Consider the following 23,084-nt stretch of genomic DNA (forward strand, 5'->3'; position numbering starts at 1 on the left):
TTATTTTCCTCCTAAAATTTCTTGTATGCGCTCTGTGATAACATCGATATCATTCCCTTTTAGTGGTCGAGGATCAATATCAAAGAAGCCTTGTTTGCTACCATAGTCACGCGTATAGATGGCAATAGCCCCATTTTTAAGCTCTGTCACGGTTTGTTCCGCTGTTTTACCAGCAAGAGAAGCATCTATTTGAATACGACCGCGATAGATGGCTCGTCCAGCTTCATCTTGTACTATATCTACCGAAACACCAGGTAAGTCAGCTAATTTCTCTAAGGATCGCAAGCTTTCTTTTTCTGTCTGGCTGTGGTCGGTTTTGGTGAAAAAAAGGTCTAACGCTTGCAGCAGTCCAAAGCTCGCTTCTTTTCCTACTTTCATACTTCTGCCGATCCCGTGTAGCTGCACCTTGACCCAATCGATATAGGCTTTTTTTCCTGCGACAATACCGGATGTCGGACCTTCGATTGCCTTTGAGCCACTGTAAATCACTAAATCAGAGCAAGCAGGATACTTACGTAAATCTTCTTCGGCCGCTGCATCGACAATGAGAGGAATGTTATAGGCTTGAGCTACTTGCCAAGCCTCCTCTATCGAAATGGTATTTTTCTGTACGGCGTGATGGGATTGAACATAAAGAATTGCTGCAGTATGTTCGTTAATGGCTTCTGCGATATGGTGCTGTTTTCCTTCGTTCGCATAGCCAACTTCTACAAGTTTTCCGCCACCTAAATAGACCATTGTTTCGATTGGTGCACCGTATTGTACGTTATGTCCTTTGAAGCAAATAATTTCGTTTTTGGGAATGGGCTGCTGATGTAACTGCAGGCTTTTTCGTTGGTTCCCTTCTGTGATCATGCCAGCCACCGATAAGGCAATGCCACTTGAAGCAGAATTAACAATTACTGCATCCTCACTATGTAGTTGGTTCGCAATATGTCCCCCCGCTTTATCCACTAAGTCTTCTATTTCAACATAGTTTTGCGCCCCGGTTTTCATTGCTTCCAGAACGGAATCGCTAGGAGCTGAAACCCCAAGAATACTCATTCTGCCGCTTGCATTGACGACTCGTTTTAGACCATATTTATGATGTAATGATTTCTCCATTCTTTATCACTCCTACTGTATGAATCATTTGTTTTGCTGTTCTTGTTTTCCCTTCTGAATCCGTCAACATTTGCTGAGAGGGTCTAACCTCAAAAAGGGTAAGGTCAGCTGTTGTCCCCGTCTTCAACTGTCCTAGCTCAGGTCTGCCGATTGCTTGCGCAGGTAGAAGGGTAACAGCATCGATTACTTGCGGCAGGCTGTATCCTAACAGCAGAAATTTGCTTGCTACATCAGCTAGGCTGTATACAGGACCATTTTGCCGGTTTCCCCGGTAAATATCTGAACTAATCGAAAAGGGTTGAATCGCATGTTTCTTTGCATATTCTGCCACTTGAAAGGAAAAACTGGCCGTGCCGTGCCCTACATCCAGTCGTACACCCCGGTTGATCGCTGATAAGAGCTCAGGCAGTGGTTGACCATCCTCGGAGAAAAGGTTATTAGCTTTGCCATTTAAAAAATGCGTGATAATATCTCCTTTTTCTAGTTGAGGGAGAATATCAGTTATATCAGGCGGACCAGATCCAATATGGACCATTAAGGGTAAAGAAGTGCGTTTTGCCCAAGAACGAGCAATCTGCAATGGCCGAATGCCGCTGTCTTTTACCACGCTTTTACTCATTCTTACCTTTAAACCAACAATCTTAGTAGGGTGTACTGCAATGGTTTCTAATAAAGCAGCTTCCTTTAACCAATCTAGATTGGATAATTCATCGATTCGCTGCAAACCAATCGTTGAGACGTTGAGAAAGGCAAGTAGATTAGTTTTGGCAGAATCAGTGGTGGGGAAGAGATCGCTTACACTATCTGCGCCACAACTTCCTGCATCGACTACGGTGGTAACACCTTGCTGCACACCGATCAAATCGAGTTCATCCCCGTAGGGCTCTAACTTTTTATTGGCGTGGACATGTAAATCGATCCAGCCTTTTGAGACGTAACAACCGGAATAGTCGTAAGCTGTTGGTGCTGCACCTTGACCAGCATTGGTAATGTGTTGTATCTGATTACCTCGGATAACGATGTCGACTTTCTCCCCAGTGGTTACTTGGAGATTTTGTAAAACATATGTATGTGTCATTCTGATTTCCTCCTAACACTACTAGAATAGCAATTTAAAATATAGAAGTCTATACCTGTTTGGGAGTTTTAGAAAATATATGTGTTTTTATTTAGGATAAACATCGTTTAAATACCTATTTTACCAGAATTCGCATGCATTCCTTCTTTAATTTGGTACGATAAATAATCAAACTGTCCATGTAGCGCGTTAATTTCATAATACATTCGCCCAGCTTGGAATGGAGAGGTTACATAGTATATCCAGCTCTTTTTCCCTTTGAACGGTATAAGAACTCATTGTATACAAATCACCATCACATCGTCCAGGATGGGTCATGACTTCCACTGAAGAAAAAGAGTATGTATGTAGCCGTTCGAAAATATTTAGGCCAGCACCATCACCATAAAAATCTACCCAAAGTGCCTCGGTTAGCAACAGGTCTGTCCTGTCTCGAAAAGTATCTTGACAACGAACGGGAATCTGATATTTATCCGCTAATTCGATTACTATCTCTTTTAACGGCTGCCAGCCATGGATGTGATGGTGACTATCAAGGTGGTGAAGAGGAAGACCAGTTGCCAGAAAGGCTTCAATTTGGGCACGCCATTCATCTCTTACATCATCTAAACAAGGTATATCCATTTCGTAAAAACGATTGGTGAAACGAAACATACCCCGTTCATTTGTAAGGCTGGACGTAGGAGAAAATAAAGGTTTTCCAGAAGTAAGTATAAGGTGCAAGCCAATGTCTAGAGAGGGACATTGTTTGGCTAGATCAATGGCATAATCTACTGCTAAACCGTTCATCATTATGGTAGTCGAAGAAATAACACCGTGCTGATGTGCTTGAATAATACCGTTGGAAACCCCTTTTGTTATTCCGAAATCATCGGCATTGAATAAAATATCCAATATTCTCTTCCTCTCTGCTTTATATTTCTGCATCTTCCGGATACAATCTCTCGATGACAAAATTGGTTTTATCACCACGGAAATAGGATTGTGAGTATTCAACCTTGTTCCCTTCTTGGTCTTCGGCAACGGTTTCGATATAAAAACAGGGAAGACCAATTTCTGAATCTAGATAATAAGAAGTGCTTTCGTCTGACAAGGTAAGCTCGATATGTTCTGTTGTTTTGGCAATGGCCACATGGAAATCCTGCTTCAAGGCATTGTAGAGTGAAGTTTCTGCTTGTTTTTTTGTGATTCCAGGTGCAGTGCTCCATGGAATATAAGAAATTTCATATTGCGTGGGTGAATGATTGGCTTTGCGGACACGTTCAATCTTTTGGATCGGGTCATTAGGAGGGACACCTAATGCCAGTTGAATCGTTTCACTGGCAGGTATAACCGATAAATCAATTAAGATAATCTCAGCGGTCTTTCCTTGCACCTCCACTTGATCGACATAGCGTTTGACGGTTTGAGACAGGGTTTGATGTACTTTTTTGTCAGCTACGAAAGTTCCCCGCCCTTGGGTGCGTTCCAAATATCCCTCTAGGGTTAATTGGTTTAACGCGGCCCTGACGGTGGTTCGGCTTACATCAAAATTTTTGCATAGTTCAAGTTCGGTTGGAATTTTTTCACCTTTCTGGTAAGTGCCGTTCTTAATCCTTGCCAGTAATTCACTTTTGATATGTGCGTGTAAGGATTGTTTCTTCTCCATTATTTTCTCCTTTAACTGCTCTGTAAGATATTAACGTTAGTGTACTAAAGAAAGGCTATGATGACAAGTAAATAAACGTAGTAACCAATCATGATAATCAAGGAATAGTGTTTACATTTACTTCATTATATGATACTTTTGTATTAAAAATAAAGCAAATATTAGAAAAATATGTTAGAAGAATTATACATAGTAGTAAAAAATAAAAAGGTAACGGGTATGGTAGCAGGGCGGATTAGTATTTCATTTCATTTTAGCAGGTACAAATAGGGTAAACTAGGTACGAAGCGATAGATAATAAGGACAGGATAAGCGTAGGGATCGTTGTGAAAGCGGTTAAAATAAAGTGCGGATAACGACTTTGGATACTTCTCCATAGAAAAAAGTTGTAATGCGGTAAACCTAATACACCTCAATTGGTATGAAAGGGAGGTCGATAACGTAATGAATAAATTCGTGCAACGATTTATCGAAGTAGCTGGCAGGATAGGGGCAGCAAGACACTTGGTAGCGATTAGGGATGGTTTTGTAGCGGTTATGCCACTTGTCATCATTGGTTCATTGGCCATTCTAATCAATAATTTCCCGCCACTGGGAAGCTTTCAATTGGTGTCATGGCTGAATAGTATTTTTGGGAATGGTAATTGGCAGAAGGTGGGAGGCAGTGTTTGGGAAGGTACCTTTGCTGTGCTCGGTTTGCTTGTTTCCTTTACCATTGCCTATCATTTGGCTAAAAGCTATAATATAGATAGATTACCTGCTGCCCTTTTGTCTGGTGCCTCTTATATGATACTGGTCCCAGTAACAGAAGATTTTGGTTTAAACATGGAATGGCTCGGGACGCAAGGATTATTTGTAGGAATTATTATCGCCTTGTTGACAACGGAATTATTTCGGTTATTGATGACAAAGCCTAAAATGGTGATTAAAATGCCAGCTGGTGTGCCTGCCGGTGTAACAGATTCCTTTAGAGCGCTGATTCCAATGATGGTAATTCTATCCTTGGTTGGTCTATGTCAAGCTTTATTAGATATTCTGGCAGATACTAATGTATTTGAAATTATATTTTTCGTTATTCAACAACCTATTCAAGGTTTAGGTGACTCTCTGCCGGCGGCCATCATTGTGTCCATGCTTACACATATCCTTTGGTTTTTTGGTTTACACGGAACCAATATTATTGGTGCTATTACCGAACCTGTTTATATCTCATTGGTTGAGGAGAATTTGCGGTTATTCCGTATGGGGATGTCGGCTTACGAGGTACCTAACATTGTCACTAAACCCTTTCTTGATACCTTTGTTTTTATGGGGGGTGCAGGTACTACGATTGCCTTATTGGCTGCGGTTTTCTTGGTAATCCAATCTCGGAAAAAACATCCGTATCGCGAAGTCGCTAAATTAGCAGCACCAGGAAGTTTGTTTAATATCAATGAACCTGTGATTTTCGGTTTACCAATTGTATTAAATCCCATTATGTTAATTCCATTTGTCTTGGTACCTGTTGTGTTGACGATTATTTCTTATACAGCTTTGTATATTGGTCTCGTTCCGCGAACCGTGGCTTTTTTACCTTGGACAACACCCCCGATTATTAGCGGTTATCTGGTGACTGGTGGCAGTTGGCGAGGTATCGCATTGCAGCTAGTAAATTTACTAGTAGCCATCATTATTTATATTCCTTTTTTATTGGCAGCATTGTATATACCCAAACAACGAGCGGAGGATGCATGATGTTAGAAGAACAAGAAGAGTTACAACGTATTTCTTTTGCGATTATCCTTCATTCAGGAAATGCACGAACATGTGCTATGGAGGCGATAAAGCTAGCGAAAGTTAATCGCATGGAAGCAGCACAAGGAAAAATGGAGGAGGCAGATGCAGAGTTTATCAAGGCTCATCACGAACAAACAGGTTTATTACATAAGGAAATAAACAATCCAAATGAGCAGTATATGTCCATCATTCTTGCCCATGCCCAAGATCATCTGATGATGGCATTAACGGTTAAGGATTTGGCATTAGAAATGATAGAAGTGTATCAAAGGTTGAATAAGCTGGAGGGAGCAACAAAATGAAGATTGTATTAGTTTGTTCTGCGGGTATGTCGACTTCTTTGCTAGTGGAACGTATGAAAAAGGCAGCCGAGGAAAAACAGATACAGGCAGAGATCAAGGCAGTATCTGAAGCAGATCTTCATGATCAGGTCAATGAGTTGGATGTTGTTCTTATTGGTCCTCAAGTGCGTTATTTAGAAAAGAGCATCAGGAAGAAGTTGGAACCGGAGGGCGTAAAGTGTGATCTTATTAATCAACAGGCTTTTGGTTTAATGCAAGGAGATCAAGTGCTTCAACAAGCCTTAAAATTAATGAATAACCAATAAAATGGCATTTAAAATCGAAAACTACCACAGGGAATGAATTCCTGTGGTAGTTTATTATTTCTATTATTGCATTCACATTATGTAAGTCTTTGCATGCATTATTTCCTGCTAATATCTAATTTGATCCATTCGTGTGAATTCCCATTAACAAGCCTTTCAGCAGAGCTGAAAGGCACGTAAATGGATCAAGAGCACCTATCAGATTTAACTTATATATTAACGTTCTAAGTCAAGCATGAATTGGTATCGATCTGCTCGGTAAGCGGACTTCACTACTTCAAAAGGAGTACCATCTTCCAACTGGGTGATACGCCTCATCAGCAAGATTGGTGAATGCTCAGGAATGTTTAGATACTCCATTTCTTCATCATTAGCAATCGTCGCCTCAAACAGCTGACTCGCTTTGCCGATTTTTAGCTGTAAATCATCCTCAATATATTGGTATAAGGAAGATTGCACAATATCGTCGGTCAAGCCTTTAATCAAGTTGGCAGAAACATAGGTGCGTTCCAAGGCCATTGGAATATCTTCTGCCAACCGAATCCTTTTTATTTCATAGATCGGTGAGTGCTCAGGGATATTTAATTGACTAGCAAGGCTTTTTTTGGCAGGAACAATTTCGAAATTAACTAATTTATTACTAGGTTTCATCCCTCGTGCCTTCATATCTTCTGTAAAACTGGTAAGACCGCTTAAATTTTGTTCAAATTTCTTTTCGGTGATAAAGGTCCCTTTTCCTTTGATGCGATGAAGGTAACGTTCATTTACTAAATTAGTAATGGCTTGACGCACGGTCATACGGCTGATATTCAATTCCTCTGCATACTCCCGTTCAGACGGTAAGGAGTCGCCTGGCATGTATTCGCCTTTCTCGATTTTGCCTTTGATTTGTTCTTCTAGCTGGTGATAGATAGGGATCGGTGATTGTTTATCGATCATATCTAAAACTCCTTCCTAATAGAGGATTTTCACAATGCGTCCTCGGTTGCTATAATGGTAACTTGAGGATGTGTCTTTAATATAGAAGCAGGGAATTCAGTAGAAACCTCTCCAGTAAGTAATTGGGATAAGGCTTCGCGTTTTTCTTGGCCAGACACAATCAATAAGATTTCTTTACTGTCCATGATCGTGTTAATTCCTGCCGTAATCGCTTGTCTCGGTACCTCGTCTAATGTTTCAAAGAAACGGGCGTTGGCTTCGATTGTTGATTCTGCTAGATCGACAACATGTGTGCGTTGATCAAATGGTGTTCCAGGCTCGTTAAAACCGATATGACTGTTTTGTCCTAAACCTAATAATTGCAGGTCAATACCATTGTTGGCGCTGATTAGCTCTTCGTATGCCTGACACTCGGCTGCCAAATCTGTGGCTAAGCCATTTGGGAGAAATGTCCGATCTGTCGGAATATCAATTTTCTGGAAAAGGTGTTCCTTCATATAGTAATGGTAACTATTGGGATCTTCAATCGGTAACCCCACATATTCATCCAAATTAAACGTCGTCACCTTCTTATAGGATGTCTTGTTTATTTGGTGGTCTTCTACTATATTAGCATAGGTTTGAACCGGTGTTCCACCAGTAGCCAAGCCAATCGTTGCATTAGGGTTTAATTTCACTCTCTCAATAATAAATTCTGCTGCTTTTTTACTCATATCCTGATAATCTTTTGCTTTAATTAATTCCATTTCATGCCTTCCTTTCATATGCTACTTCTCCTCGACAAAGGGTGAGGAGTACATTATTCTCTTCATTTAATAACACAATATCTGCGTCTTTTCCTGCTGCGATCGACCCTTTGCGATCGTCTATTCCTAGCTCGGCAGCGGCATTGGTTGAACCAATCTGAATAACTTCTTCCATCGTACAGCCAGCAAACTCTATCATATTTTTCAGACCGTTATGGAGCTGCAGGGTACTGCCAGCAATCGTGCCATCTTCAAGTGTTGCCTTTTGATCCTTTACAGATACCTTTTGCCCGCCAAGTTCATATTCTCCATCTTGCAAACATTTTGCCCGCATGGCATCTGTGATCAAAAGTAATCGATGCTTTCCTTTTAAATCGAAGGCAATTTTTGCTGCCTCAGGGGTCGAATGAATGCCATCAGCAATTAGCTCGACCATTAATGAATCTTGAAGCCATGCTGCGCCTACCACACCAGGTTCTCGGTGGTGAAATCCTCTCATTTGATTGTATAGATGAGTGATATGCGACAAGCCATGCTCGATCGCTTCACTAATCTCAGTTGCTGTAGCATCCGTATGGCCCGCAGAGGCGATGACACCATGTTCGACCAAGTATTTGGTGAAGGCATGATCATCATCTAGTTCGGGTGCTAAGGTCACCAATTTAATCTGATGTTCAGCAAGTTGGTTCCATTTTTGAAATAATTCTATATTTGGTTTCTGTATATATTTTTCTGGTTGGGCTCCTTTTCTTTTTGGATTGACAAAAGGTCCTTCCAAATGAATGCCTGCTATTTCAGCTTGACGCTGAGGTTGTGCTTTCATATAGGCTGCCGTTGTTTGTAAAGCTTGTTCAATGCTCTCTTCACTCTGGGTCATAGTAGTAGCAAGAAAGGTAGTGGTTCCTTCTTGTGGTAAGGCTCGACACATTGTTTCAAGGGCAGCTGCAGTGCCATCCATTACATCTGCTCCGTTTGCCCCATGGATATGCACATCGATTAAACCAGGTATCGCTTTTATGTTTTGATTAGGAAAATCGATGAGTTGATATCCTTCTGTTTGCGTTAATGAACCTACAGGCCCAATTTCTTCCACTTTTCCGTGATTGATTTTAATATAGCCCTGTTTGATAGTTTGACTAGCACTGTATACTTGTATATTTCTGATCAACAGTTTTGATTGATCCACGTCATTTCACACCTTTTTATAGTAGTTATCTATAGAATAACAGTTTAAAGTATGGTTGTCTATACAATATATAATTTGTTTACTGAATATTCATAAATGACTCGAAAAAGAGTGTCATTAAAGCGCTATAACTGGTATGTACCATTAATGTAGTTACCAATATAAAATATAGTGATTTTTATTCGTTTTAATTAGATTAATTTCGACAAAACAATAGAGTGGTTAAGTAATATTTCTTTATAACATTGTTTTTGTGGGATTTTATAAATGTAGTAACAAATTAATAAAATGTATTGACAAATAATAAACGCCAGATTATATTAGGTATAGACAACTTGACAAAGTTGATCGCATTTTTTAAAAAAAGAGAGGGGAATTAGCGATGAAAAAGATGAAGTGGGTAATGATGTTAACGCTTTTATTATTAGTATTAGGGTTAGCGGCGTGTGGCAGTGGTGATGAAGGTGCATCAGGGAATGCTGATAATGGTAATGACAATTCAGAAAGTGATACCCAAGAAGACGTGAATTTGCGGGTAGTAACAACGATGGCAGGGACAGATCCGGCCGGAGAAGTATTCCAAGCGGCCTTAGATGCGTTTGAAGAAGAACATCCCCATGTAACCATTGAAAATGATTCACAGTCAGCGGATGCAGGCACGATTCGTACCAAGGTGAACACCGATTTTTCTTCTGATAATGAACCAGATTTAATGTTCTACTTTAATACAGTAGATGCAGAAGGAATTATCGAGGAAGGCAAAGTCGTAAACCTGGAAGAGGCAGATGGTATTGATTTGAGTGGATATAATTCCATGCTGGAGCAGCAAAGATTTAGCGATGGAAACATATATGCTGCACCGCAATCCGGTTTTTATGAGTCATTGTTTGTCAATGAGAATTTGTTCGAAGAGTATGGTATAGAATTGCCAACCACTTGGGAACTTTACGAGAAAGCCATTGAAGAATTTGCAAAAACAGATGAAATTGTACCGATCGCAGCGTCAACCGAGGATTCTTACTATGTAGTGGAACATTATGCATTGGCAGCTGGCGGTATTGAAAATTATAATGCAGAATTAGCTGATCGTAATCCAGCTTGGGCAGAAGGATTGGATTTAATAAAAAAACATGCCGATATGGGTGCATTCACACCAGATGCTGCCACGATTGATTTGGCATTAGCTCAAGAATTGTTTAAGCAGGAGCAAGCAGCAATGATATTTGAAGGATCATGGTTGTGGGGGCAATTAGAAGAAGCTGGTATGGGTGAAGACGTAGCGGTACTGCCTATGCCAATCAAGGAAGGTGGAGAAACAGGAGAACTAGTTGGCGGTGCTTCGCAAGGTTGGTTTATTAGTACGAAGGCTTACGAAGATGACAGCAAAAAAGATGCTGTGGTTGATTTATTCAATTATCTAACCTCAGAGGAAACGATTGTAGAAATTGCTGGAGCTACTGGTCAGCCTCCTGCCAAAGGAGAATTAGCGGACTTACCTGACTATTTGAAAGCAGGTCATGACTTAGTAGCCAATGCTCCAGCAGTAGCTTTACCAATTAATGACCGTATTAATCCAGAGTCGTTCACCCATTTGCGCACTAGTGTGCCAGCCATTGTAAATGGTGAAAAGACGGGCGAGGAAGTGCTGGAGAAAGCAGCGGAAATGGCAGAATAACAGAAGGCCAGATACAGGAGGGGTTGGTCTGCAAACAGGTCAACCTTCTTGTTGTCTCAAGACTGTCAGTCTCTTATCAAAGCGTTTGTTTCAAGGGATGAAGAGACAAAATGATGTCACGAAACATAGGAGGGGATTTCATGAAGGGTATGCAGGGTGACAGAATATATATATTCCTCTTTTTAGCACCAGCAATAGTGGTTACTGGGATTTTTTTGTACTACCCCTTTGTTAATAATCTATTACAAAGTTTTTATAAGACAGACGGTTTTTTTAATTCTACTTTCATTGGTTTGGATAATTACATTCGATTATGGAATGATGAGATCGCACGAACGGCCTTTTTCAATTCGATTGAGTTGATGATATACGTTACCGTTTTTCAAGTTGGGATTGCCCTGGTATTGGCTATCATGGTGAATTCCATTACAAAAGGGGCGGGGTTTTATCGGACGACTTTTTTCTTTCCGATTGTTATTTCAGGAGCGGCAATTGGTCTATTGTTTACGTTAATTTATAACTATCGCAATGGATTGCTAAATGAAATATTGGTTAATTTAGGCTGGGAAAGAGTGTTATGGTTGACCGAACAATCTTCTCTTTATATGGTGGCCATCCCGACCATTTGGAATTATGTAGGTTTTTATTTCGTTATATTACTGACGGCTATTCAAAAAATACCTAATGATTTCTATGAAGCGGCAAAACTAGAAGGAATAACCGGTGTGCAAAAAATGTTTCGCCTAACGATTCCTTTGATTGTAACCGATTTAAAGACCTGTATTGTTCTCGCCATCACAGGAACACTGAAAATATTTGAACTGGTCTATATTATTACACGAGGGGGACCTGGTAATTCGTCTGAAGTGTTAGGGACGTATATGTATCAGAAGGCCTTTGAAGATACAGCAATGGGTTACGGCGCAACAATAGCTGTCTTAATCGTTGCTTTAGGTTTAACGCTTGCTTTTATCACCAATAAATTATTAAAAAATGATGAGGTAACTTACTAGAGATTTAGAAAAGAGGTGTTTACCATTATGGCACATGCTGTAGAAAAGAAAATGACATTTTGGGAGAGGTTTCAAGAGCGGTATTTTGCCGAATCAAAAGCTGGAAAAATATTTATTTACGTGGTGCTGACATTATGGTCGATGACGACTATTTTTCCATTGGCCTGGGTATTTTTAAATTCTTTCAAAGAGTCTCGCGAAATTATTACGGATACCTTTGCCTTGCCTGCTGATCCAACGATGCAAAACTATGTCAATGCGTTTGAAACAGTGAATATTGGAAAAAGTTATCTCAATAGTTTTATCATCTCAGGTTCCGTTGTGTTACTCGTTTTATTTATCGGCGGACTAGCCGCATTTGCGATGGCACGGATGCAGTTCAAGTTACGAGGACTATTACAAGCTTTATTGGTTGCCAGTTTATTAATACCGGCTTTTGCCACGATTGTACCAGTATATAGAATGATGATTAGTATGGATCTGGTTAATACCTACCGGGCGTTGATTATTCCGCAGACTGCCGGGAATCTGCCCTTTGCGATACTAGTGATTAGCGGATATATGGCGACTATACCTAAAGAATTGGAAGAGGCATCTGTAATGGATGGATGCGGCCGTTTTAAAATGTTCACCAAGGTATTCCTGCCGATTTCCTTGCCAGCCTTTTCGACCGTAGGTATTTTTGTGTTTTTATGGTCTTACAACGATCTCTTCTCGTCCTTGGTACTTGTTTCTCATGAGAGGGTCGCGCCTATTGTCGTATTATTATCTAATGTAAGTTCACAATATGGTACGGATTATGGCTTAATGACGGCGGCAATCGCCATGACGGTTATTCCCGTGTTAATATTCTACCTTTTGGCGCAAAAAACCTTCGAAAAAGGTGCTACCTCGGGAGCAGTAAAAGGCTAGGCAACACTTTCAACAGACTATCATTCGTGCAGGTTGAATACTCGAATCGTTTATCAAGGTCCACGGTGGACGATGGTTATGATTACGTATAAGATATCATAAGGGGAATAATAACATAAAAGTAAGTATAAATAGAGAGAGCATGGGTGAAAGACAACTTAATGAAGGAGGAGGGGTAGCGTGCAGATTAGATTAAAAGGAAACTACCAACCATTTCTAACGGGATTAGAGCAACTAGCTGAAGAGCAAAATGTCTCCATTGAGGCTGAGGGAATCGGCTTAACCATCGAAAAGAACACGGATGAAGAAACCATCATCTCTTATCGTAACGGAGAAGGAATTATTTATTACGGGAAACCGTACCACGTATATCGAGCATTTGGCTTATTTATTGAAAGACTAGCAGGAGGTCAGGCGTTTGAACTAAGAGAAACGCCACAATTTCAATCGATGGGGCCGATGTTCGACTTTTCAAGAAATGCAGTCATGCGGGTAGACCAATTAAAAGGAATGCTCAGAAGACTTGCGATGATGGGATTCAATGCTGCCATGTTATACATGGAAGATACGTATGAAGTAAGGGAACAACCTTACTTTGGTTATATGCGCGGTCGTTATAGCCAGGCGGAATTGAAGGAATTGGATGATTATGCTTATCAATTGGGGATTGAGCTGATTCCATGTATACAAACATTAGCCCACTTGGAAGAATTTTTAAAGTGGGATGCAGCGGCATATCTAAAGGATACCCGTGGCGTGCTACTAACAGAACAAGAAGAAACGTATCATTTCTTGCGGCAAATGATCACAGCAGCACAGGAACCATTTCGCAGTAATCGCATCCATATAGGGATGGATGAAGCAGAAGAGCTGGGCAGGGGCGTTTATTTGAATCGCTTTGGCTATCGTGATCGTTTGGATATCATGTTAGAGCATTTAGATCGTGTGATCGAAATCACGGAAGGACTAGGGCTAAGCGTGATGCTTTGGAGTGATATGTTTATCAAGCTTGCTTCGGAATCTGGTGAAGATCAATACAACATGGAGACAGAGATATCGGAAGAAATGCAGGGTAAGATTCCAAGCAGCGTTACGCTCATGTATTGGGACTATTTCCACACAAAGAAAGAAGATTATAAAACACTAATTGCTAAGCATAAAAAATTAGGTCAAACCCCGGCTTTTGCAGGCGGTATTTGGGTGTGGAACACATTTGCTACCAAATATGATTTGTCACTAAAAACAAGTAAAGCAGCCCTGCAAGCCAGCAAGGAAGAAGGTATTCAAGATGTATTTGTTACCTTGTGGGGAGATGACGGATATGAGAATAACTGTTTCAGCGCCTTACTGGGGTTGCAATTATACGCGGAGCATCAATACCAAACGAATGTAAGCACAGACCATCTCTATCGTCGGACTAAATTCTGTACCGGGTTAGAAGCGGAGCAATTCCTTTTGTTGAGTCAATTAGATAATATCCCTGGTGTGGAAGAGGGAAATCTGGATCAAACGAACCCATCCAAGTTTTTACTTTGGCAGGATGTCCTGCTTGGCTTATTTGATAAGCACATCGAGGGATTAGATATCGGATCCCATTACCAGGCATTAGCACAAAAAATCAGATCGCAAAGAAAGGAGCAGACCTCCCTCGATTTTATCATGGAAGTGCCTGAAAAGCTTTGTGATGTCCTAGCAAAAAAAGCGTCCATTGGTATTGAACTAAAGCAAGCTTATGATTCTAAGCATTTCGATGTATTACGTGATATCGCTGATAACAAAATCCCGGAAATTATCGAATTAGTACGAGTATTGCACGCAGCCCATAAAGAGCAATGGCTAACTATTAATAAACCATTTGGTTGGGAAGTAATTGATATTCGCTATGGCGGCTTAATTGCTCGATTGCAAACCGCAGCAGAACGAGTGAATACGTATGTGAGAGGGGAGGTATCGACTATAGATGAACTGGAACAAGAGCGGTTGCCATACAACCATCAAGTAGCTAACTCCACCGGGCTTGGCTGGTCCAGTTACTATTATCGCATTGCTTCGCCAAATGTGTTTTTTCACGTATTACCTATCTATTAATCTATGTTAATAAAAAGAATAGGAATCAACTCCCCTTTCTGGTATGATGATGATAAGTTTTTCATCTGTTGGGATTTCAAAATAGAAAGGGGAGAAAGAAGACCATGATATTGTATTTGTTTGCTCTAGCAGCTGTTATTGCTGGAATTGGTATTATGATGATTTATCGTCAAACCTTGGATGCCATCATTGAGAATCCAGAAAAGATGGCGGAAGCGCAACAACGCTTTTTTTTAAGAATTGCTTTTGTGGAAGTGCTTCCTATTTTGTTAGTTATTGTAGGATTTGTCTTGGGAAATGGGCAATCCTTTCAGCAAGGCGAGATATTAATCCCTGCTGTTATCATGATTGCTATCGTCTGTTTTAATGTTTTTTATACCTTGTCACAACGAACACAAGCTGGTCGTAACGCGGAAAAGGTCGCAGAAAACATAAGGGTATTAGCGATGGTTACTTTATCGCTATCTATCTCGATTCCACTCGTTTCTTTTATCATCATGTGGGTGTTAGTCAATCAGTAAGTGTGTGGCGATTTGTGCTTGATCGTCAACAAATTAAGTTAGGAGGGAGTATATGACAACCTATTCCTTAGTGATTGGTTCTTATGGAAAAGAGGAAGATAAGACCATTCAATTTGTTTCCTACCATTCGGATAAGCAGCAATTTCAATGGGAAGATAGTTTATCCGGTGTTGCTTCCCCTTCCTTTCTAGCAGTTGGTACACAAGCTTCCTCTCTTTATACAATAAGTGAGCAAGAGAGAGGGGAAGTGATCTTCTTCAATCAAGGAAAGCATTGGCAGGAAAATAGCCGTCAATCGACAGGGGCAGGTCCTTGTCATCTACATATAAAGGAAGAGTCTGGTTATCTACTAACGGCCAATTACGGAGGAGGAACAATTTCACTACATCCAATAAAAAAAGACGGCACTGTTCAACCATGTACCGATACTTATAAATTAGGAGACGTCCAGAATGTTTCTCACCCTCATATGTGTTATCCCATCGGAAAGGATCATCATTACTTAGTGACTGATCTAGGGCAGGACCAACTATTTCTATTTCGTGTAGATGATAAGCGTCATCGATTAATAAAGAAGCATGCATTTTCATTATCGGAAGGGTCGGGGCCAAGACATATAGCCATTCATCCGTCGTTAGGGGTTGTTTACATTGTCAATGAATTTTCTTCTACCGTCTCGGTATATCAATACGATGAATATACCAAGCATTTGGAGTGGAAACAACAAATAGCAACAGTAGAAGCACACGAAACAGAGGGTAACTATGGAGCGGATATTCACTTATCACCTGATGGTGCTTACTTGTATACTTCTAACCGTGGAAGAGACACGATATCACGCTTTCAAGTATTGCGAAACGGCAGCTTAAGTTATTTGGATCAGAAGTCGACAGGTGGAAAATGGCCAAGAAATTTTACGATAACAAATGATGGAGAATTTATGTTTATTGCAAATGAGCATAGTGATCAAATATCTGTATTACAAGTGGGTGAAAAAGGAGAATTGATGAAAATAAAAACTCAATTTAAGATGAACGCTCCCACTTGCTTATTAACCTATGAAAGGAATGTGATGTAATGACGGACATGTTGGTCAATCTTCAATCGCCATTGTTAGATAATCTGCAAGAAACGGATGATTTCATTATTAGGCCTGTTTTGCCACCAGAGAGACATATTGTGTTAGGATGGGTGAGGGAGCATTTTGCAGAAAATTGGGTGAGCGAATGCGAGGTTGCTTGCTCTACTGTACCAACCAATTGTTTTATTGCCATTAATGGAAATGAATTATTAGGGTTTGCCTGTATCGATACCACCTTCCGTAACTTCTTTGGACCAACAGGGGTTAAAGAAGAAGCAAGGGGAAAGGGAATTGGTTACAGGCTACTCGTACATAGTTTGAACGAGATGAAGAATAAAGGCTATGCCTACGCGATTATTGGAGACGCTGGGCCAGTTGAATTTTACCAAAAAAAAGTAGGTGCTGTGCCGATTGATAATCCACCAGCATTGAAAGCAATACCCTACTTAAAATAATAAAGGATCATTTGTGTTGCACGATCTTGTAAGATCAGAAAGTATCCCATGTTTGGCACAATACATAATAGGAGGCAGAACGATTTTGAACATGAGTTAATCGGAGAAGCGATAAGACGGATGATGTTAAGTAGCCAGTTCATCTATTCCATGTCGTAAGATTGATAGTTTGCCAATGCTAGCAGATAAAACGATGAAACGCACCACTCCGTAAAGGGCTCTGCTTAACAGCGTCCCGCCTTATCGATAGTCAGCATTTTCTTTTGATGATATAAGTTGAATGAAATCATGCAAGCAAAGACTTGCTGTCACACGTTTTTGTTAGTCTCCTCATGCTGCAAGAGGCTAAACCAACGTAAGTCTCTTTTATAATAGTCCTTCGTTTTAGATGATGGATTGGAGTGACACATAATCGAAACAATGATACACTATAGAAAGGAAGAATAGTACACTGTAAATTTTTGAAAATAAGGAAGGTAGACATGAACGACAATCAAACGAGTACAGACGTGATATTAATTGGTGCTGGAGTCATGAGTGCAACCTTAGGGACGTTGATCAAGGAATTGGCACCGAACTGGAAGATACAAGTATTTGAAAAACTAGATAAGCCCGGCGAAGAAAGCTCCAATGAATGGAACAATGCTGGTACGGGTCATGCCGCGCTTTGCGAATTAAATTACACATCTGAAAAATCGGATGGCACGATGGATTTAACGAAAGCCAATAATGTCAATGAACAATTTCAAGTATCCAAACAGTTTTGGACTCATTTGGTAAAAACGAATTTAATCGATAACCCGCAGGATTTTATTGAATCCATTCCTCATATTAGTTTTGTTCAAGGGGATGACAATGTCCGTTTTTTAAAAAAGCGTTATCAAGCCTTGGCGGAAAATCCTTTATTTAAAGGAATTGAATATAGCGCAGAGCTCGAAAAACTAGCAGAATGGATGCCTTTGATGATGCGGGATCGAACGGCGGAAGAACCGATAGCCGCCACACGAATTGTCTCTGGGACCGATGTGAACTTCGGGGCATTAACCCGGAAATTATTTGAGCATTTAGAAGAAAAAGAAACAGAAGTATTTTATCAACATACCGTAGAATCTATCAAACGGGATCGAGACGGCAGATGGAATGTTCGTGTTCGCGATCACGTCAACAACCATGTCAAAAATCATACAGCAAAGTTTATTTTTATCGGTGCTGGCGGAGGCAGTATTCATTTATTGCAAAAGACAGGTATTAAAGAAGGGAAGCAGATGGGTGGTTTTCCTGTAAGCGGACTCTTTATGGTATGCAATAATCCAGAAGTTGTCAAACAACACCACGCCAAGGTATATGGCAAGGCTAAGGTTGGTGCACCGCCTATGTCTGTTCCGCATTTAGACACTCGTTTTATCAATCAGGAAAAGTCATTGTTATTCGGGCCTTTTGCAGGGTTTTCGCCCAAATTTCTAAAGACCGGCTCTAACTGGGATTTAATAAAGTCGGTGAAACCGAATAATCTATTCACCATGTTGTCCGCGGGATTCAAAAATATCCCATTAACGAAATATCTAATCCAACAGGTGCTGTTATCCAAAGAACAACGTATGGAAGAACTTAGAGATTTTATTCCAAATGCAAAGCTTGAAGATTGGGATTTATTAGTTGCGGGACAGCGTGTACAGGTGATTAAAGATACCGAAGACGGTGGAAAAGGAACCTTGCAATTTGGTACAGAGGTAGTTACCGCCGAAGATGGCTCCATCGCTGCTTTACTTGGTGCCTCACCAGGTGCGTCTACAGCAGTATCAGCTATGCTTGGTTTATTGCAGGATTGTTTCCCAGAAGAATTTAAAGCGTGGGAACCAAAGATCAAAGAGATGATACCATCCTATGGAAAAAGGTTGTTAGATCATCCTCAATTAATAGAAGAAATCCACGAAACTACCGATAAGGCATTAGCGCTAGACGTGTAGGTAGAGAACTACAGAGCGCTAATGAATGATCCAATAGTACAATTGGCTTCTTCTGTAATGGAATAGAAGCCAATTTTATTTTGTGTAAACATAAGTAGAACGTTATTTTATTTGAAATGCAGTTATCTGCTAAGAACACACGCACTTTTTCTAAAACAAATAATCCCTGTTTTGTTTTGAACGGAACAAAACAGGGAATGATTGTAGCAATAATAAAATAGAAGGAGTTTTCATTCTGATGACATTGGAACAGAAAATAGAATCCATGAGAGAAACATTATATTTATTATACGAGCAAGACGCAAATTATGAAGAAATTTTAAAGACCTCAACCGACCTAGATCAACTATTAAATCAACTTAGAGGACAGTATGCAAACGATTAAGAGATAACCTTCCTTGGCAGTGGTGATGTCGGAAAAGGAGGTTCATTATGTCTGGATAAGTATTGATAAATGGTTTGAGCTACTGTATATGGCTGTTGACTCAGCCCTTGGTTTCCGAATAATACATTGAATTCTAGAATATAATAGCGATGATGACTGTATAATACATCAAATCCTGCATGATTAATATGAAGTCTTTTGGCAAGCTGTCTTACCATTTGAACAGCTTCATTGGGTATATCCGTATAATGAACCTCGCCACCCTGTGCAATATTATGAAGAAAGTCTCCCTTTTGCCCACTTCGCCAGTAAGCGGCATACACCTCATCTCCAACCACACAAACACGCAGATCCTGTCCATCGTTGGGCAGGTATTCTTGAATGTATAAAACTTCATTAGATTGGGCATAGGTTAATAATTCCTGTTTATCCGTTATCAGAAAGACACCTTGTCCCATAGAGCTTTTCACTTCCTTTGCAACAAAGGGAAATGGGAATGTATCGAGTATTTTTGTTATATTGGCTGCTGTATTGGAAAGAATCTCGGTGTAAGGAACGTGCTGTGGAACCACTCCTTGAAGAACCCGAGTCATTTCTATTTTGTCTGCCCCGATTTGCAAGGTTTCTATACTGGGAAAAATCGACTTATTTAATCCGTAAACCAGCGTAGATACCTGCCAAGTCTCTGGGAAAAGAATCACATCTGCTTGTTTAATTACATCCATTTCGCGGAACATAAGCTCCGGTTTGATGTAGGTTATTCCGGGTATGCCAATAGTGCGAAAGGCATTAAATGATATCAATTTCATGCTTGATTTCCTCATCTCTGTTTGGATTAACGTTTTTATCATAGCACAAAATCTAGAAAACAGTAAGTTATCATTTGTTTGTGGGGGCATTACTAGATTGATATATAGTAAGATATAATCTATATCTAAGTAGTCTTCAAACATGTTCGTACTGCTTTTTAATCCAGTACTGCAAATTTGGATTATTTAAAGTAGAACCTTTTCGCGAACAGTGAGTTCGGCCGTTTTTACGCTTGGCGAGCGCTCTGGGAATATGTATCGCGCTCCATGGCAGCGGAAGCCGTGCTAAGGTATCGCGATAATTCACTCATTCGAAATACATGACAATCCATTTGTTGTAAATTGAATAATGATGTGTGCCATTTGTTCAGGCGACTGTTTGGTATCGTTTGCCAGCCAGTCTTTAATCACATGAATCGCTCCGCTGATAATAAAGGTACTGAGGTAAGAGGCCTTTTCCTGATCCGGAATTTTTGTTTGATTCATTAAGAAGTCTTTTGCGATATGCATGATTCGTTTTTCAAAATTGGTACCGATTTGCTGATGTAATAGGGTGTAACAGATGTCCTTATTCTCTTCAATATACTCTAAAAGCTTCTTCGTCATTTGGACCGATCTGTGTTCTACTAACTCATTTTCCTGTAAATATTTATTCATTTCTTCAATAATCTCAGTTTCTATTTGGTAAAGTAAATCTTCTTGATCGGCGAAATGAGTGTAAAAGGTGGAACGGTTGATGTCAGCCTTCTCACATATTTCTTTGACTGTAATGGCAGTAAAAGGCTTTTCATTTAGCAAAGAAATAAAGCTTTCTTTTAAAGTCATCAAGGTATATTTCTTACGTCGGTCGATTTTCTTCTCCATCATTTCTTTTCCTCCTGCCTAAAAAATATGAATATTCTGTGACATCCCAACACTTTTTCAGCAAATGTTGGGCTTACGACACAATTTCGTGAACTGTTTGTTGATTATCCAACACGATGTCTATATAATAATAAAATGGATGGAGGATAAAATCAAGAAGGGATGATCAATTATAGACTTTTCATCAATTATTATTAAATATAAAAAGACAATCGTAATCCTGTTTTTTCTGATTGCTATTGTTAGCGGCATCACGCAGTTTGCGGTGTCTGTCAATTATAATATGTCAGATTATTTGCCGGAAGATTCTCCATCAAGCATTGCGATGGATACAATGGAACAAGAATTTGATGCGGGAATTGAGAATGCTCGAGTTATGCTGGAGGATGTTTCGGTCCAAGAAGCACTTATTTACAAGGAGCAATTGGAAGAAATAGACGGCATAAGTGAAGTGACATGGCTAGATGACGCAGTTGATATCAAGACACCGTTGGAACTAGCTGACCATGATACAGTAGAAACCTATTATAAAGATAACCATGCACTCATTTCTTTACATATTCGTGAAGGGGATGAGGTGGCAATTACAGAAGCGATTTATGATTTGATCGGTGAGGAGAATGCCTTAGCCGGGGAGGCAGTCGATACCGCCAATTCACAGCAAATGGCAGGTTCAGAATCGGCATATGCTGCCTTATTATTAGTACCGATTATTATTATTATATTGATCTTATCTACCAATTCATGGATGGAGCCCGTCTTTTTCCTAACGGCGATAGGGGTATCGGTATTAATCAACTTAGGGACCAATATTTTTCTTGGCGAGGTATCTTTTGTTACCCAGTCGGTGGCGCCGATACTGCAGTTAGCAGTATCGCTTGATTATGCGATTTTTTTGTTGCATAGCTTCTCTGACTTTCGTAACCGTGGGGAGGATCCGGTTCCTGCGATGAAACTGGCAATCAAACAATCCTTTCCAGCGATTGCAGCTAGTGCCTCAACGACTTTTTTTGGTTTTATAGCGTTAACGTTTATGAATTTTGAAATTGGTTCGGATTTAGGTATTAATTTGGTCAAGGGTATTGTACTAAGCTTTGTCAGTGTGATGATCTTTTTACCTGCTTTAACGTTAACCTTTTATAAATGGATCGACAAAACCAGCCACAAACCAATTATACCTGCTTTTAAAGGAGTAGGGAGACGAGTATTGAAGCTGCGGATACCAGTGATGGTGCTCGTGTTATTATTGATTGTGCCAGCATTCTTAGCACAAAGTAATACCAATTTTATTTATGGTACTGGGGAGCAGCCAGACAATACCAGGATCGGTCAGGATGCAACAGCCATTGAAGATACATTTGGTAAGTCAACGGCGGTTGTGGTGCTGGTGCCGACTGGCGATTTAGCCAAGGAAGAGGAATTAACACAAGAGTTAGAAGATTTGAATCATGTTACCAGCGTACTTTCTTACGTCAATACTGTTAGTCCGGTTATTCCGCCAGAATATTTGGAGGAAAGTGAGGTAGAATCTTTCTACTCGGATAATTATGCGCGGATGATTATTAATACAGAGACGGAATCGGAAGGAGAAGAGGCTTTTTCTTTAATCGGTCAAATCGAGACAATTACGGAAAACTACTACGGTGAAGAGGCATATACATTGGGGGAAAGTGTTACCCTTTATGATATGAAGACAACTGTCGAAAGGGATAATGTGGTAGTTAATCTGCTTACGGTTATTGCGATTGCCATCGTGCTGCTAGTGACATTTCGCTCGATCTCTTTTCCAATTGTACTGTTGTTGACGATTCAAGCAGCTGTTTGGATTAATTTGGCTGTTCCATATTTTATGGATACAGCACTGGTATATGTAGGTTATTTAATCATCAGTACGGTTCAACTGGCGGCAACGGTAGATTATGCGATTTTATTAACGGAAGCCTATAAAGAAAACCGTAAAGAACTACCAGCTCTAAAGGCAATTAAAAAGACGATTGATGAGAAGGTGTTTTCCATCGTTATTTCTGCCTCGATTTTATCGAGTGTCGGTTTTATCCTCTGGTTTACTTCCACCAACCCAATCGTATCGTCTATTGGTCTTTTATTGGGACGTGGTGCTCTGTTAGCTTTTATTATGGTGCTATTCTTCCTGCCAGCCATACTGGTTGTGTTTGACAAAGTAATGGATAAGACAACGTGGAAAGCAAATTTTTTTAAGGAGAAGGGATAA

Annotated in this window: 22 protein-coding genes; 13 read left to right on the forward strand and 9 right to left on the reverse strand. The window is 40.1% G+C overall.

Going from position 1 to position 23,084, the window contains the following annotated elements; all coding sequences use genetic code 11:
- The 4 genes from BN6556_RS03350 to BN6556_RS03365 form a co-directional block, all read right to left on the reverse strand.
- Window positions 1-1,104: a DgaE family pyridoxal phosphate-dependent ammonia lyase gene (locus BN6556_RS03350; RefSeq protein ID WP_066187164.1), complete on the reverse strand. Its 1,104-nt coding sequence runs from the start codon at window positions 1,102-1,104 to the stop codon at window positions 1-3.
- Window positions 1,082-2,182, reverse strand: a complete 1,101-nt coding sequence (locus BN6556_RS03355) for an amidohydrolase/deacetylase family metallohydrolase (protein ID WP_066187166.1) — start codon at window positions 2,180-2,182, stop codon at window positions 1,082-1,084. The genes BN6556_RS03350 and BN6556_RS03355 overlap by 23 nt, the downstream gene beginning before the upstream one ends.
- Window positions 2,183-2,377: 195 nt before the next feature.
- A complete protein-coding gene (gene chbG, locus BN6556_RS03360; RefSeq protein WP_066187168.1) occupies window positions 2,378-3,076 on the reverse strand; it encodes a chitin disaccharide deacetylase in 699 nt (232 codons plus the stop codon).
- Between the two features lie 19 nt (window positions 3,077-3,095).
- Entirely contained in the window at window positions 3,096-3,830 is a 735-nt protein-coding gene (locus BN6556_RS03365; RefSeq protein ID WP_066187172.1) for a GntR family transcriptional regulator, read from the reverse strand.
- 444 nt (window positions 3,831-4,274) lie between these two features.
- Here BN6556_RS03365 and BN6556_RS03370 point away from each other — a divergent pair, with 444 nt between their 5' ends.
- Genes BN6556_RS03370 through BN6556_RS03380 form a run of 3 tightly spaced genes read left to right on the forward strand, consistent with a single transcriptional unit; the run spans window position 4,275 to window position 6,213 of the window.
- The gene (locus tag BN6556_RS03370) at window positions 4,275-5,564 is read left to right on the forward strand and encodes a PTS sugar transporter subunit IIC (protein WP_066187173.1); all 1,290 of its coding nucleotides are present in this window, start codon (window positions 4,275-4,277) and stop codon (window positions 5,562-5,564) included.
- A complete protein-coding gene (locus tag BN6556_RS03375; protein ID WP_316245304.1) occupies window positions 5,561-5,908 on the forward strand; it encodes a PTS lactose/cellobiose transporter subunit IIA in 348 nt (115 codons plus the stop codon). Before BN6556_RS03370 ends, BN6556_RS03375 begins: the two co-directional genes overlap by 4 nt.
- Window positions 5,905-6,213, forward strand: coding sequence for a PTS sugar transporter subunit IIB (locus tag BN6556_RS03380; RefSeq protein WP_066187177.1), 309 nt, complete (start codon window positions 5,905-5,907; stop codon window positions 6,211-6,213). The genes BN6556_RS03375 and BN6556_RS03380 overlap by 4 nt, the downstream gene beginning before the upstream one ends.
- A 216-nt stretch (window positions 6,214-6,429) precedes the next feature.
- Here BN6556_RS03380 and BN6556_RS03385 read toward each other — a convergent pair whose 3' ends face one another.
- The 3 genes from BN6556_RS03385 to nagA are packed head-to-tail and all read right to left on the reverse strand — an operon-like array spanning window position 6,430 to window position 9,084.
- Complete coding sequence (locus tag BN6556_RS03385; RefSeq protein ID WP_066187179.1) at window positions 6,430-7,152, reverse strand: GntR family transcriptional regulator; 723 nt, start codon at window positions 7,150-7,152, stop codon at window positions 6,430-6,432.
- A 29-nt stretch (window positions 7,153-7,181) separates the two neighbouring features.
- Window positions 7,182-7,898 (reverse strand): glucosamine-6-phosphate deaminase, encoded by a 717-nt coding sequence (gene nagB, locus BN6556_RS03390; protein ID WP_066187409.1) that lies wholly within the window; start codon window positions 7,896-7,898, stop codon window positions 7,182-7,184.
- A gap of 1 nt (window position 7,899) precedes the next feature.
- Complete coding sequence (gene nagA / locus BN6556_RS03395; RefSeq protein WP_066187181.1) at window positions 7,900-9,084, reverse strand: N-acetylglucosamine-6-phosphate deacetylase; 1,185 nt, start codon at window positions 9,082-9,084, stop codon at window positions 7,900-7,902.
- Window positions 9,085-9,466: 382 nt separating this feature from the next.
- On the opposite strand from nagA, the gene BN6556_RS03400 reads away from it, so the two are divergent.
- The 9 genes from BN6556_RS03400 to BN6556_RS21475 all read left to right on the forward strand — a co-directional run bounded on the left by BN6556_RS03400 (window position 9,467) and on the right by BN6556_RS21475 (window position 19,181).
- Window positions 9,467-10,759, forward strand: coding sequence for an ABC transporter substrate-binding protein (locus BN6556_RS03400; RefSeq protein ID WP_066187183.1), 1,293 nt, complete (start codon window positions 9,467-9,469; stop codon window positions 10,757-10,759).
- Window positions 10,760-10,899: 140 nt separating this feature from the next.
- Window positions 10,900-11,772 (forward strand): carbohydrate ABC transporter permease, encoded by an 873-nt coding sequence (locus tag BN6556_RS03405; protein WP_235817444.1) that lies wholly within the window; start codon window positions 10,900-10,902, stop codon window positions 11,770-11,772.
- A 27-nt stretch (window positions 11,773-11,799) separates the two neighbouring features.
- Window positions 11,800-12,684 carry a carbohydrate ABC transporter permease gene (locus BN6556_RS03410; protein WP_066187185.1) on the forward strand — a complete coding sequence of 295 codons (885 nt, stop codon included), beginning with the start codon at window positions 11,800-11,802 and terminating at the stop codon, window positions 12,682-12,684.
- 180 nt (window positions 12,685-12,864) lie between these two features.
- Complete coding sequence (locus tag BN6556_RS03415; protein WP_066187187.1) at window positions 12,865-14,772, forward strand: beta-N-acetylhexosaminidase; 1,908 nt, start codon at window positions 12,865-12,867, stop codon at window positions 14,770-14,772.
- Window positions 14,773-14,876: 104 nt separating this feature from the next.
- Window positions 14,877-15,293, forward strand: a complete 417-nt coding sequence (locus BN6556_RS03420) for an ATP synthase subunit c family protein (RefSeq protein ID WP_066187189.1) — start codon at window positions 14,877-14,879, stop codon at window positions 15,291-15,293.
- A gap of 52 nt (window positions 15,294-15,345) precedes the next feature.
- Window positions 15,346-16,371 carry a lactonase family protein gene (locus BN6556_RS03425; protein ID WP_066187191.1) on the forward strand — a complete coding sequence of 342 codons (1,026 nt, stop codon included), beginning with the start codon at window positions 15,346-15,348 and terminating at the stop codon, window positions 16,369-16,371.
- Window positions 16,371-16,829, forward strand: coding sequence for a GNAT family N-acetyltransferase (locus BN6556_RS03430; RefSeq protein ID WP_066187193.1), 459 nt, complete (start codon window positions 16,371-16,373; stop codon window positions 16,827-16,829). Before BN6556_RS03425 ends, BN6556_RS03430 begins: the two co-directional genes overlap by 1 nt.
- Before the next feature lie 467 nt (window positions 16,830-17,296).
- On the forward strand, window positions 17,297-18,796 hold the full coding sequence (gene mqo, locus BN6556_RS03435; protein ID WP_262361275.1) for a malate dehydrogenase (quinone): 1,500 nt from the start codon (window positions 17,297-17,299) through the stop codon (window positions 18,794-18,796).
- A 238-nt stretch (window positions 18,797-19,034) separates the two neighbouring features.
- Entirely contained in the window at window positions 19,035-19,181 is a 147-nt protein-coding gene (locus tag BN6556_RS21475; RefSeq protein WP_078059908.1) for a Spo0E family sporulation regulatory protein-aspartic acid phosphatase, read from the forward strand.
- Here BN6556_RS21475 and BN6556_RS03440 read toward each other — a convergent pair.
- Complete coding sequence (locus BN6556_RS03440; protein ID WP_066187197.1) at window positions 19,178-19,990, reverse strand: ATP-grasp domain-containing protein; 813 nt, start codon at window positions 19,988-19,990, stop codon at window positions 19,178-19,180. The genes BN6556_RS21475 and BN6556_RS03440 overlap by 4 nt on opposite strands.
- Window positions 19,991-20,293: 303 nt before the next feature.
- Window positions 20,294-20,857 (reverse strand): TetR/AcrR family transcriptional regulator, encoded by a 564-nt coding sequence (locus BN6556_RS03445; RefSeq protein WP_316245305.1) that lies wholly within the window; start codon window positions 20,855-20,857, stop codon window positions 20,294-20,296.
- Between the two features lie 280 nt (window positions 20,858-21,137).
- Between BN6556_RS03445 and BN6556_RS03450 the strand changes: the two genes are divergently transcribed.
- Window positions 21,138-23,084: an efflux RND transporter permease subunit gene (locus BN6556_RS03450; RefSeq protein ID WP_066187199.1), complete on the forward strand. Its 1,947-nt coding sequence runs from the start codon at window positions 21,138-21,140 to the stop codon at window positions 23,082-23,084.

The organism is Gracilibacillus timonensis (assembly GCF_900086715.1).
Lineage (GTDB): Bacteria > Bacillota > Bacilli > Bacillales > Amphibacillaceae > Gracilibacillus > Gracilibacillus timonensis.